Origin of the sequence: Dyella tabacisoli (assembly GCF_003350925.1) — a bacterium.
Lineage (GTDB): Bacteria > Pseudomonadota > Gammaproteobacteria > Xanthomonadales > Rhodanobacteraceae > Dyella_C > Dyella_C tabacisoli.
The window spans coordinates 159,197-172,390 of the sequence record NZ_KZ857178.1; the positions used below are offsets into that span (position 1 = coordinate 159,197).

Here is a 13,194-nt window from a genome sequence, read left to right on the forward strand (position 1 = left end):
TGGTGCCGGGGCTATGGCGATTCGCACAAGCGGATAAATAGCTGCCGCGCTTGCTCGCAGGAGAGTCGGCGGGGGATGCAAGCGATTACATACGAAAGAGGTATCGCTGGTGATTGCGGGCTGGGTATTGCTGCTTATCTCATTGCTTTACGTGGGCCTGCTGTTCGCGGTGGCCTATATGGGCGATCGGCGGCCGCTGTATCCACGCCAACCGAAGCTGCGGCCATTGATCTACAGTCTGGCGTTAGCGGTGTACTGCTCGTCATGGACGTTTTATGGCGCAGTGGGTACGGCGGCGCGGGAGGGTTTGGCCTACTTACCGATTTACCTCGGGCCAATACTGCTGTTTGTGTTCGGCTTCGGCTTATTGCGTCGCCTGGTGCTGGTAGCACGGCAGCGCAACATAACCTCGATCGCGGATTTCATCGGCGCGCGCTTCGGCAAGTCGCATGGACTTGGCGCCTTGGTCGCCTTGATTGCGGTCATCGCGGTGGTGCCGTACCTGGCCTTGCAGTTCAAGGCAGTGTCGATGTCTTACGGTGTGCTTGGCGATCTTGCTGCATCGGGCCCGATGCCATTTGGCGATAGCGCGCTGTGGTGCGCGATCTTGTTGGCGACCTTCGCGATTTTGTTCGGCACACGCAGTATCGACGCGACGGAGCACCATCACGGCATGATGCTGGCCATCGCGCTGGAATCGCTAATCAAACTGCTCGTCTTTGTCGCTTTGGCAGGCTATGCACTTTGGCGCGGGCCAGGCTTGCAAGAAACCATGCACTTGCCGCAGCGAATGCTGGCCGATGGCGTCACCCCAGGTTTCATGGCACAGACCCTGTTGGCGTTCTGCGCGATGTTCTGCCTGCCACGGCAGTTTCACATCGGCGTGGTCGAATGCGAAAACCCGGACGATCTGCACCGCGCACGCTGGCTACTGCCGCTGTACATGGGTGTGGTCAGCATCGCGGTGTTGCCGATTGTCGCAGCCGGCATGCATCTGCCGCTGGTCAGCGACGGCAACGCGGATGCCTGGGTGCTGAACCTGCCGCTGGCTTATGGCGATCGCGGCATGGCGCTGCTGGCGTTTCTCGGCGGGTTCTCCGCGGCCACCGGCATGGTCATAGTGGCCTCCGTGGCATTGTCCACCATGATTAGTAACGACCTGATCATGCCGGCGCTGTTGCGAATTCGCCGCCTTCGACTTGAGCAGCGCGAAGATCTATCGCAGTGGGTCTTGCTGGTACGACGTATCGCGATCATCGCGCTGGCCGGCATGGCCTATCTTTATCACCGCATCGTGGCCGATACCGTCAACCTCGCCGAGACAGGCTTGCTCGCCTTCGCTGCAGTGGCGCAGTTTGCCCCGGCGATGATCTCGGCACTGTATTGGCGCGGAGCCAGCCGGCGCGGCGTGATGACAGGTTTGCTTGGCGGGTTTGCCGTGTGGACCTACACCTTGCTGCTGCCTGCGCTGGATCACCAGGCAAGTTGGCTGGTGCAGGGGCCGCTTGGTATGGATTGGCTGCGACCGCAAGCCTTGCTGCACCTGCATGGCTGGGATCCGGTGATGCACGGCACGTTCTGGTCGCTGCTGGTCAACGTGGGTTGTCTGGTTTTCATCTCGCTGCGTTTTCGGCCGAGTCTGGAAGAGCGGCTGCATGCGGCGATGTTCATCGACCCCTACACCATCGAAAGCAGCGGTGCCGGCGATTGGCGCGGCCGTGTCGTGGTGGGTGATTTGCGCACGATAGCCGAGCGCATCGTCGGCTTGCGCAGCACCGCCCGCGCGTTTTCCGAATATGGCGAGCGGCGGGGCCGCCCACTGCAAGCGAGCGAGGCTGCCGATCGCGCGATGATTCAATACACCGAGCGCTTGCTTGCGGCAGCCGTCGGCGCGGCAAGTGCGCGGCGCATTTTGATGGGAGCGCTATCGGGTTCCGGCCTGGACATCGCCGAAGCCGTGGCATTGATGGATGAAGCTTCGCAAGAGCTGCGTTTTAACCGCGAGCTGCTTTCCACCACCTTGGAAAATGTCTCGCAAGGCATCAGCGTGGTCGATGCGCAGATGCGCCTGGTCGCATGGAATCGCCGCTATCTGGAGTTGTTCGACTATCCCGATGGCATGGTCTATGTAGGCTTGCCGGTAGCCGACTTGATCTACTGGAACGCAGAGCACGGCGAATGCGGGCCAGGCGAGGTCGAGGCCCATGTGAACAAACGCATCGACTACATGCGCGCCGGCTCAGCGCATTTGTTTCAGCGTATCCGCCCCGACGGCACGGTGATCGAGATGCGCGGTCGCGCGTTGCCAGGTGGCGGCTATGTCACCACTTATACCGACGTAACGGCCTACAAGCATGCCGAGCAGGCCTTGATCGAAGCCAACGAAACCTTGGAACAGCGCGTTGAACAACGCACGGCCGAGCTTAGCGACGCGCTGGTTGCCACGGCGCATGCACGCCGTGAGGCCGAGTCGGCGAATATTTCCAAGACTCGATTCCTTGCCGCTGCCAGTCACGATTTATTGCAGCCTTTGAATGCGGCCCGATTGTTTACCTCGGCCTTGCGCCATCATCCCGGACTCGATGCCGAAGCGGGCCAGCTAGCCGAGCGCATCGATGCCTCGTTCCGTGCAGCCGAGGATCTGCTCGATGCGCTATTGGACACATCGCGTCTGGATGCCGGCAGTTATCGTCCCGATGTAGGGCCATTTGCGCTGGCCGATGTGTTCGATTCGTTGCAGGCGCAATTCGCGGTAATCGCCAAACAACGAGGCTTGCGCCTGCGCGCGATACCCACCCAATTGGCCGTAAGCAGCGACCCACAGTTGCTACGACGCATTCTGCAAAATTTCACCGCCAACGCGCTGCGTTACACCGAAAGTGGCGGTGTACTGCTGGGTGCGCGCCGGGTGGGCGGCGAAGTACGCATTGGGGTGTGGGATACCGGGCCCGGTATTCCAGCAGAACAGCGCGCGCGCATCTTCGATGAATTTCAGCGCCTGGATCGTCCCTCGCCGTGGGGCGAGAAAGGGCTAGGCCTCGGGCTATCGATCTGCGATCGCATCGCGAACATTCTGGGCCACCGGCTGACCTTGGCGTCGAAAATCGGCCACGGTAGCTGCTTCGCGATACATGTGCCGCGCACTGAAGCGCTGGTGGCTCGTCGTCGAGTGAGGTCGATGCCGGCGCAACTTGAGCAGTTGCCGCTGACCGTGCTTTGCCTGGACAACGATGCCGCCATTCTCGATGGCATGCGTGCTTTGCTGCAGCGCTGGGGGGTGGACTGCCGTATCGCGCTCGACGTGCAGCAAGCGCTGAGCGAATTGCAACGTAGCCCGATCGATTTGATTCTGGCCGACTACCACCTCAACGACGAAATGAATGGCCTGCAGGCAGTGGCTTATCTGCGCGGTGCGGTTCGCAGCTTGCCGTCGGTAGCGATGATTACCGCCGACGGCAGCAGTGAGTTGAAGCAGCAGGCACGTTCGCTCGGCTATCCGTTGATGCACAAACCCATACGGCCGGCAGCGTTACGCGCCTTGCTCGCATCCGTGCGAAGGTAGTGCGGGTTACTCGTCGTCGGGTATCGGCGGCAACCCTTCCTGATCCACCGCCAGATGACTTGCGGCGAGCGCGACCTGGGTGCGATTGTTGACGCCGAGTTTGCGCATGATCGCCGTCATATGCGCCTTGACCGTAGCCTCTGATACGCCCAGGTCGTAGGCGATCTGTTTGTTGAGCAGTCCTTCGGCGATCATGGTCATCACGCGAAATTGCTGCGGGGTAAGTGCGGCTACGCGAGCGGCGACATCGGCCTCGTCGGGCTTGAGCCCGCCGCCGCCGCCAAGCAACTGATGCGGTAGCCAGACGTCGCCATCGAGTACATGGTGGATCGCGGTGATGATGTCCTCGCCAGGCGTGGATTTTGGAATGTACGCCGACGCGCCATGTGCGAGCGCGCGGCGCGCGACCTGCACCTCTTCGTGGCCAGAGACGACAATCGTCGGCAAGCCCGGATAGCGGCCGCGAATATGCGCCAATGCGGAGTAGCCGCGCGCACCGGGCATATGCAGATCGAGCAGCAGCAGGTCAGCCTCGGGATACTGCTCGATCAAGGCCAGTAGGCCATGAACGCTATCGGCGCTATGCACTCGTGCCTGTGGCAGCGCCGCCATCACCGCGCGTTGCAAAGCATCGCGAAACAGCGGGTGATCGTCGGCGATCAACACATCAGACATGGGTTAAATCAGACATGGGCCAAGGTCATTTAATCAACCGTTCTTCGACCAGGCTTTTCACCACGCTCGGATCGGCCAAAGTAGAAATATCGCCGAGTTGATCCGGCAGGTTCTCGCCGATCTTGCGCAGAATGCGCCGCATGATTTTGCCCGAGCGCGTCTTCGGCAAGCCTGGTGCCCATTGCAGATAATCAGGTGTGGCAATCGGGCCGATTTCTTTGCGCACCCAGGCCACCAGCTCTTTACGCAATTCGTCGCTGCCGGTTTCGCCGGCGATCAAGGTGACATAGGCGTAGATACCCTGGCCCTTGATGTCGTGCGGACAACCGACCACTGCTGCCTCGGCAACCTTGGGATGCGATACCAGCGCGCTCTCCACTTCGGCAGTACCGATACGGTGGCCGCTGACGTTGATGACGTCGTCGACGCGGCCGGTGATCCAGTAATAGCCGTCTTCGTCGCGGCGCACGCCGTCGCCGGTGAAGTAGTTACCCGGATAGGCGCTGAAATAGGTTTCGATAAAGCGCTGGTGATCGCCATATACCGTGCGCATCTGGCCCGGCCAGGAATCGGTGATGACCAGGTTGCCCTCGGCGGCGCCTTCCAGCACCGCGCCAGCGGCATCGACGATGGCGGGTTTGACACCGAAGAACGGCAGCGTGGCCGAACCGGGTTTGGCATCGATGGCGCCGGCCAGCGGGGTGATGAGAATGCCGCCGGTTTCGGTTTGCCACCAGGTATCCACGATAGGGCAACGCTCGTCGCCGACCACGCGGTGGTACCACTCCCAGGCTTCGGGGTTGATCGGTTCACCGACCGAACCGAGCAGGCGCAGCGAGCTGCGCGAGCATTTTTTCACCGGCGCCTCGCCTTCGCGCATCAGCGCACGGATCGCCGTGGGCGCGGTATAGAACAAGCTCACCTGATGCTTATCGACCACCTGCCAGAAGCGGCTGTAGTCGGGATAGTTCGGTACGCCATCGAACATCAGCGTGGTGGCGCCGTTGGCCAGCGGGCCGTAGACCACATAGCTATGGCCGGTGACCCAGCCGACATCGGCGGTGCACCAGTAAACGTCGCTCTCGCGCAGGTCGAACACCAGTTCATGCGTATAGCTGGCGAAGACCAGATAACCGCCGGAGGTATGCAGCACACCCTTGGGCATGCCGGTGGAGCCGGAGGTGTACAGGATGAATAGCGGGTGTTCGGCCTCGACCGGGGTCGGCGGGCAATCGGCCGACTGGCCTTCCATCAGCGTGTGGTAATAGCGGTCGCGCGGCGACTGCATCGGTACGGCACTTCCCGTACGGCGCACCACGATGACCGTTTCCACGCTGTGAGTGCCGGGGCGCTCGAGCGCTGCATCCACATTGGCTTTCAGCGGAATGCGCTTGCCGCCGCGCACGCCTTCGTCGGCAGTCACGACCAGTTTGGCAGCGGAGTCGGCAATGCGTCCGGCCAGCGAATCCGGCGAGAAGCCGCCAAACACTACCGAGTGGATCGCGCCGATGCGTGCGCAGGCCAGCATCGCCACTGCGGCTTCGGGAATCATCGGCAGATAGATGGCTATGCGGTCGCCCTTCTGCACGCCGAGATTCTTCAGCGTGTTGGCGAACTTGCATACCTCCGCGTGCAGTTCGCGATAGCTGATGCGGCGCGAATCGTTCGGGTCGTCGCCTTCGAAAATAATCGCCGTCTTGTCGCCGCGCTCGGCCAGATGGCGATCGAGGCAATTGGCGGACACGTTAAGTTCGCCATCTTCGTACCAGCGGATGTGCAGATCTTTCGGGTCGTAAGAAACGTTCTTGATCTTAGTGGGTGCTTTGAGCCAGTTCAGGCGCTGGCCGATACGTCCCCAGAAACCCTCGGGATTGCCTATCGACTCGGCGTAGAGACGCGCGTAATCGTCCTTGCGGATCCGTGCATGGGCGGCGAACTCGGGATTGACCGGGTAAAGCTTAGACATGAAAGCCTCCTGCAGATCCGCATCGTGGGCGGGGTAGGGGTGAAATGGGTGCTGCGCTCATATCGAAAGCGGCAGACATGCGAGTGTAGCTTCGCGCTGGCGTTACGGATATTGGCGCGATGTATTCGACCTTAGTCGAGCATGGCTAAACGGATGGCCCGAATGGATCGCTAAGACCAATGGCTAATAGTCGCGTGCGGCGCAGCATCGCCATGCTCGGTCGGTCATTGATGAGGGGAGGACGAGCCATGACGTCACATCATCGGCCATGTCGCAGCAAGATAATGGCCATCAGCGTTGCTTGTGCACTGACCTTGCCGTTGGCCGCCCAGGCCCAGGACAACAGCCGCGAACAGAAGCTGGAGCAGCGGGTAGCGCAGTTAGAGCAGCAACTGGCCGAGCTGAAAGGCCTGATTCAATCAAGCGCGACTCAATCAGGTGCGGCCCAATCAAGTGCGGCCCAGTCAGGCGCGGCCCAGCCACAGAAAGCCACGCCCGCCGGCGTACCTGCACAAACCATTACCGCCGCCAAACCGGGCGATCACGAAGTGGTGCTGACTACGCCAGGCAACGCCTATGGGCAAACCAAGGTCAAGGTGGGCGGCTGGATTCGCGCCGAGGCCTTGAGCACGCACACCAACGGTTATCTAGGCGATCAGGCGGCCGCGCGCGATCTGTACTTGCCCGGCAGCACCCCGATTGGCGGCAAGTCGGCTAACTACAGCGACATGCACGCCAAATTTTCACGCTTCAACATCGGTGTGGACAGCCTTACCGACAACGGCGACAAAGTCGGCGGCTTCTTCGAGTGGGATTTCTTCGGCAACTCGCTGGGCAATGAAAATGCCACCAACACTTATGGCCTGACCTTGCGTCATGCCTATGTGTATTGGAACAACTGGCTGGCCGGCCAGACCTGGACCAATTTCATGGACCCCAATGCGCTACCCGAGGCGGTGGACTTTATCGGACCCACCGATGGCACCGTGTTCGTGCGTCAGGCGCAGTTGCGCTACACGACCGGCGATTTCAGCGTGGCGCTGGAAAACCCCCACACCACATTGACCCCTTATCACGGCGGTAGCACGCAGATCTCGCCCGATCACAACACCGTGCCTGACCTGACCGCGCGCTACACCTGGAAAGGCGACTGGGGCTTTATCGGCATTGCCGGTCTAGTGCGCCAGTTGCGTATGGATGGCAGCAACGATAAGCCCGTCACCGCCAAGAGTTCGGCGACCGGTATCGGCGGCAGCGTGATGGGCAAGTGGAATGTCAGCAGCCACGACGACATCCGTTACGCGGCAACTTACGGCAAGGGCATCGGCCGTTATATCGGCCTGGCCAATATCACCGCCGACGGCGCGCTCAATGCCAACGGCAGCATCGAATCGCGCAAGCTGTGGGCAGCCTATGTGTCCTGGCGGCACGCCTTCAACGAGAAGCTGCGCAGCAACGTAATGTTCGCCCGTAATGGCCTCGACAACGATGTCACACTGACTGGTCTGGCCGCGAACAAGTACACCGAAAGCGTGCATTTCAACCTGATCTATTCGCCGATGCCCAAGCTCGATATCGGCGCCGAATACACCTGGGCCCGCCGTGCGCTGGAGAGCGGTGACTACGGCAAGTTGCAGCGCCTGCAGTTCATGGCCAAATACGCGTTTTGACGTTAACCCCTCCCTTGGCATGCAGGGAGGGGGTGATTCCCACACGGTTGAGAGAAATTCACATGGCAACAACCGCCAGCGACACCGGCAAAACCCTCGACGTCAGCCACAAACGCGTGGTGTTGGCATCCAGCCTCGGCACCGTGTTCGAGTGGTACGACTTTTATCTGTACGGCTCGCTGGCGATCTTGATCGGCAAGCATTTTTTCAGCGGCCTCAACGAAACCAGTCAGTTCATTTTCGCGTTGCTGGCGTTTGCCGCCGGCTTCGCGGTACGGCCGTTCGGCGCGATCGTGTTCGGCCGCATCGGGGATTTGATCGGGCGTAAATACACCTTTCTTATCACCATCATCATCATGGGTGTATCGACCTTTCTGGTTGGCGTACTACCCGGCTACGACAGCATCGGCATGATTGCGCCGGTGATCCTGATCGCGCTGCGCATGCTGCAAGGCCTGGCGTTGGGCGGCGAGTATGGCGGCGCGGCGACCTATGTGGCAGAGCACGCACCGCAGGGCAAGCGTGGTCTCTACACCAGCTTTATCCAGATCACCGCGACGTTTGGCTTGTTCTTGTCGCTTCTGGTTATTCTCGGTACCCGTCTTGGCTTGGGCGATGCGCGTTTCGATAGCTGGGGCTGGCGCATTCCGTTTCTGATCTCCTCGCTGCTGGTCGTCGTGTCGGTGTATATCCGCATGCAGTTGCAGGAGTCGCCGGTATTTCAGCAGATGAAGGCAGAAGGAAAGACGTCCAAGGCGCCGCTAACCGAAGCGTTCGGCCAGTGGAAGAATCTCAAGCTGGTGATTCTGGCTTTGCTCGGCGCCACCGCAGGTCAGGCGGTGGTCTGGTATACCGGCCAGTTCTATGCAATGTATTTTCTTACCCAGAGTCTGAAGATCGACAGCACCACGGCGATTCTCCTTACCGCTTGCGCACTCGCCCTAGGCACACCGTGCTTTGTGCTCTTTGGCTGGTTGTCGGACAAGATCGGCCGTAAGACGATTGTGCTTGCAGGTTGCCTGCTGGCCGCAATGACTTATTTTCCGATCTTCAAAGGGCTTACCCACTTCGGCAATCCGGCGATCGAGCAGGCCGCCCTCAGTGCGCCAGTCACCGTTATCGCCGACCCTGCCGCGTGCAACTTTCAGTTCGATCCGGTCGGCAAGACCAAATTCACCAGCTCATGCGATGTAGCCAAGAGCTTCCTCGCCAAGAAAGGCATCCCCTATGCCAATCAGGCAGCGGCAGTGGGCAGCGTGGCACAGGTGAAAATCGGCGCCGCCATCATCGATTCGTTCGAAGGCGCGACGTTGGATAGCCCTGCCTTTGCCGCTCAAGGCAAAGCATTCGGGGCGAAGACCGGCGCGGCGTTGACGGCAGCGGGCTACCCGGAAAAGGCCGATCCGGCACGTTCCAACTATCCGATGCTGATCTTGCTGCTGACGATATTGGTGCTCTACGTCACCATGGTTTATGGCCCCATTGCCGCCTGGCTGGTGGAGATGTTCCCCACCCGTATCCGCTATACCTCGATGAGTCTGCCGTATCACATCGGCAACGGCTGGTTCGGCGGCTTCGTGCCTACCATCGGTTTCATGCTGGTCGCGTGGAAGGGCGATATCTACTATGGCCTGTGGTATCCGATCATTGTCGCGGTAGCTGGGTTTTTCATCGGCTTATTCTTTCTTCGCGAGACCAAAGACGTCGATATTCGCGGTTGATTGCGCGGTCGATGGGTGGATGCACGAATAAGAAAGCGCAGCGGAAAGCCCGCTGCGCTTTTGGTTTCCATGAAGTGGCCGGCTTTTTTTTTCGGTATCACGGCGTTCTAACATCCGGCAGGCGTAGCATTCGGTTCCAGCGCCAGGGGGTGGCGATAGGGGAGCCATATGCGGACTCATCACCGGGTTGCCGAGACCACCGAACTCGGCCGTTTGTCGCGCGCGGGATCCTGGTTGGAGCAAGCGATTTCGAGCTTGATCGATCACGCTAAACCGGTGCGCGTCACTTTGCTGATCCTGGCAATAGCTGTCTTTGCCGCGGTGGGTGCGGACCAGGTGTCCGAGCTATTTCTATTTACGGTGTGGAGCGACCCCGATGCGGACCGTTACTTGGGCCTATTGGCGAGTAGCGCGTTGGCCGGGTTGTCGATCTGGTATGCGGCGCGCAATGCCTATCGGTTGAGCTATCCGCGCTGGCCGGCCCTGCAAGATCCGCAAAACGCCGGCTTGCGCAACTGGTTGCCGCGATTGCTGGGCGCCGCCGTGCCATTGCTGGTGCTGCTCGGCTATTTGATGGCGTTGCATGGGGTAGAGCATGGCCCGTGCGAGATCACGGTGGATTGTCGGCAGCGCAGTTGGCGCGCGATGGGTTTGCTGCTTGAATCCGTCTTGCTGGTCGCGTTTTGCTTTCTACGGCGACGCGTGCTGAATGCCATGTTTCGGCGTGCGAAAGCCGCTCCGATGTGCGTTCAGCCGAGTGAGGAATTGCGCGTGGCGAGTGTGCTCGACTTGGGTCGATTTCCTCTGCGGCTGTACGCGTCGACTATCGTGCTGAACATTGCCGCCACCGTCTTGATCGTTTGGTGGCCCGAGTTGTTGGATGGCATCGGACCGCTGGCGATCTTGCTGATTGCCGCGAGTTTTCTATGCCTCAGCGGTGGTTTTGTGTGCATGCTGGCGGATCGGCGTGGCCTGCCGGTGCTGAGCAGCCTGTTGCTGTTGAGCCTGTTGCTGCACACGCTGCGATTAAACGACAACCATCGCGTGCGGCAGTATCCCGAGATGAGCACGCATCAGTTGCCGGCGACGGTGGGGGCAGAGACACGACCCAGCTTCGATGACTACGCCAAAGCGTGGTTGGACGATCGTTGCGCAGGGCGTGCAACGTGTCCGGTGGTGTTGGTCTCTTCCGAAGGTGGCGGTATTCGTGGCGCTGCCTGGACGGCGATGGTGCTGGGCAGGCTTACCGACGCGATAAGCGAGCGACAGCCGAACAAAGCCGACGAGCCTTTACTGGGGCGTTACATGTTCGCTGGCAGTGGTGTCTCCGGCGGCAGTCTTGGTTTGGCCAGCTACGTGGCCTTGCTGCATCAGTCGAACCCACCGGGAAACGCCCCGTTGGAGGCGCGAGCGCAAAGCCTGCTCAAGCACGACTTTCTGGCGCCGACCTTGGCCAATATGTTCTTCGTCGATTTTACCCAGCGCTGGTTGCCTGGCGCGTGGTTTGACGACCGCTCCCGCGCCCTCACCCGCGCGTGGGAAAAGGCGGCAGAGAAGCATGGGGTGGATGCGTTTGCACAACCTTTTGCTGCGCTTTATCGCGGCAGCGATGGACAGCTCGATACGCGCATGCCGGCGCTATTTCTCAACAGCACCACCGTGGCCGAGGGACGCCGTTTTATCCAGCATCCATTCCGCCCGATTGCCATGTCGATAACGCCAGCTCCGACACAGCCGATCTGGACGGCGGCGTTCGACGGTTCAGCCTGGCTCGATCCACGGGTGCCGTTGAGCGAGGTGGTATTGAACAGCGCACGTTTCACCTACCTCAGCCCGGCCGGCACGCTCAATACCGCGGCCACACCATCACCGTCGCCGTCACACCTGCAACTGGTCGATGGCGGCTATTTCGAGAACTCAGGCACCACCACGTTGTTGGAGGTCATGCAGCAATTGCGCGCGATCGCCATGCAGCGCGGGCAGACGCTACGCTTTATCGTGCTGCATATCAGCAATGATCCTGACATCGCCGATTTCGTCACGCAGCATGATCCGGCCCAGGTCGTACCGCTTTATTCGACCGCTTGTCCGGCTGTGTTGAATGGAACGCAGCGTGCTTCCAGCGGTGAGTTGACGGCACCGCTGAAGGCGTTGCTCGATACCCGCAGCGCGCGTGGTGAATACGCCCGCGTGCAACTGCTGCAAGCGTTGCAGCCAGACGACATGCTGTGGCATTTCCGCTTGTGCCATGGCGATTATCCGGTACCGCTTGGCTGGACTATCTCCACGCCGGTGTTCACCGAGCTGCAGCGCCAGTTGCAGCAGCATTATCCGGTGGCGGCGATGGCGCAGACGCTGGAAGAGCAGCTCGCGCCTCGGTAACAGGTTGGCTCCTTCGCAAGCTCGCCCCCCTCCCCAACCCTCCCCTACAAGTAGGGGAGGGAGCTGACCGAGGCGAGCTTTTAGTCTGGCGCGGTGTCGCGTTGCTTGAGACATCGCGAGCGCACACTTTACGAATGATCGATCTTCCTCATCCCCTCAAAGGTCGCGGTGCCGCTTCCAACCCGGAAGGGCGCTTCGAATCCATCCGTCATCAGGCCGAGGATGACGGATGGCAGCACGCCATGCTCGATGAGGACGCTCCGCGTCCGCGCACCGAAGTCACCGAAGAACGGGCGCGTAGCGCAATCAGCCGCAATGATTCGCCGGATATCTATTTCACCCAGGCAGTAAACCCGTACCGCGGTTGCGAGCACGGTTGTATTTACTGCTATGCGCGGCCCTCGCATAGCTATCTCAATCTTTCGCCTGGGCTGGATTTCGAAACCAAGCTGCGCGCCAAGAGCAATCTCGCCGAAGTATTGCGCATGGATTTATCCAAGCCCGGCTATGCCGTCAGTCCAATCAATATCGGCAGCAACACCGACCCCTATCAGCCGGTGGAGAAGCGGTGGCGGTTGACCCGCGCGGTGCTGGAGCTGTTGGCGGAATGCCGCCATCCCTGCACCATCGTGACCAAGAATGCGCTGATCGAACGCGACTTGGACATTCTCGCGCCGATGGCGCGGGAGCGTCTGGTACAGGTTTTTCTCTCGGTGAACTCTTTGGATAACCAGCTCGCCGCGAAACTGGAGCCACGGGCCAGCGCGCCGCATACGCGGATCAAGACCATTCGCGCTTTGGCCGAGGCTGGCGTACCTGTGGGCGTACTGGTAGCGCCGATCATTCCGGCGTTGAACGATAGAGATATGGAAGCGGTGCTGGAGCAAGCCGCCGAAGCCGGCGCGCGCTGTGCCGGCTACACCACGCTTCGTCTGCCCCACGAACTCAAGGCGCTGTTTCGCGAGTGGCTGGCGCTACACGCACCGCAACGCGCCAGCCATGTCATGAGCCTGGTGCAGCAGATGAATGGCGGTCGCGATTACGACAGTGACTTCAGCACACGCATGCGCGGGCAAGGCGTATTTGCCGAGCTGCTGCGCCGTCGTTTCGAGGTGGCGTGCCGCAAGCATGGTTATGGCCGTGCGCGCGAGTTGAAGTTGGATACGTCGCGCTTTGTGCCGCCTCGCAGGCTGTCGCCGCAAGGTGAATTGTTTTGAT

General features: G+C 60.6%; 7 protein-coding genes. 5 read left to right on the forward strand and 2 right to left on the reverse strand.

Features of this window, described 5'->3' with window-relative positions; all coding sequences use genetic code 11:
* Window positions 1-109: 109 nt before the first annotated feature.
* On the forward strand, window positions 110-3,562 hold the full coding sequence (locus tag DVJ77_RS14555) for a hybrid sensor histidine kinase/response regulator (protein WP_191983701.1): 3,453 nt from the start codon (window positions 110-112) through the stop codon (window positions 3,560-3,562).
* 6 nt (window positions 3,563-3,568) lie between these two features.
* Here the strand turns inward: DVJ77_RS14555 and DVJ77_RS14560 are convergent, their stop codons facing one another.
* Window positions 3,569-4,237: a response regulator transcription factor gene (locus tag DVJ77_RS14560; RefSeq protein WP_114846230.1), complete on the reverse strand. Its 669-nt coding sequence runs from the start codon at window positions 4,235-4,237 to the stop codon at window positions 3,569-3,571.
* Window positions 4,238-4,262: 25 nt separating this feature from the next.
* Window positions 4,263-6,203 (reverse strand): acetate--CoA ligase, encoded by a 1,941-nt coding sequence (gene acs / locus DVJ77_RS14565; RefSeq protein WP_114846231.1) that lies wholly within the window; start codon window positions 6,201-6,203, stop codon window positions 4,263-4,265.
* A 284-nt stretch (window positions 6,204-6,487) separates the two neighbouring features.
* Between acs and DVJ77_RS14570 the strand changes: the two genes are divergently transcribed.
* From DVJ77_RS14570 to DVJ77_RS14585, 4 genes are all read left to right on the forward strand, one after another.
* The gene (locus tag DVJ77_RS14570) at window positions 6,488-7,873 is read left to right on the forward strand and encodes a DcaP family trimeric outer membrane transporter (protein ID WP_225428014.1); all 1,386 of its coding nucleotides are present in this window, start codon (window positions 6,488-6,490) and stop codon (window positions 7,871-7,873) included.
* A 62-nt stretch (window positions 7,874-7,935) separates the two neighbouring features.
* Complete coding sequence (locus DVJ77_RS14575; protein WP_114846233.1) at window positions 7,936-9,594, forward strand: MFS transporter; 1,659 nt, start codon at window positions 7,936-7,938, stop codon at window positions 9,592-9,594.
* A gap of 168 nt (window positions 9,595-9,762) precedes the next feature.
* A complete protein-coding gene (locus tag DVJ77_RS14580) occupies window positions 9,763-11,976 on the forward strand; it encodes a hypothetical protein (protein WP_114846234.1) in 2,214 nt (737 codons plus the stop codon).
* A 134-nt stretch (window positions 11,977-12,110) separates the two neighbouring features.
* A complete protein-coding gene (locus DVJ77_RS14585; RefSeq protein ID WP_114846235.1) occupies window positions 12,111-13,193 on the forward strand; it encodes a PA0069 family radical SAM protein in 1,083 nt (360 codons plus the stop codon).
* The last annotated feature ends 1 nt before the right edge of the window (window position 13,194 follow it).

Coding starts and splice junctions, on each gene's coding strand:
- DVJ77_RS14560 (WP_114846230.1), bottom strand. CDS start 4,237: ATGTCTGATGTGTTGATCGCCGACGATCACCCGCTGTTTCGCGATGCT.
- acs (WP_114846231.1), bottom strand. CDS start 6,203: ATGTCTAAGCTTTACCCGGTCAATCCCGAGTTCGCCGCCCATGCACGG.
- DVJ77_RS14570 (WP_225428014.1), top strand. CDS start 6,488: ATGGCCATCAGCGTTGCTTGTGCACTGACCTTGCCGTTGGCCGCCCAG.
- DVJ77_RS14575 (WP_114846233.1), top strand. CDS start 7,936: ATGGCAACAACCGCCAGCGACACCGGCAAAACCCTCGACGTCAGCCAC.
- DVJ77_RS14580 (WP_114846234.1), top strand. CDS start 9,763: ATGCGGACTCATCACCGGGTTGCCGAGACCACCGAACTCGGCCGTTTG.
- DVJ77_RS14585 (WP_114846235.1), top strand. CDS start 12,111: ATGATCGATCTTCCTCATCCCCTCAAAGGTCGCGGTGCCGCTTCCAAC.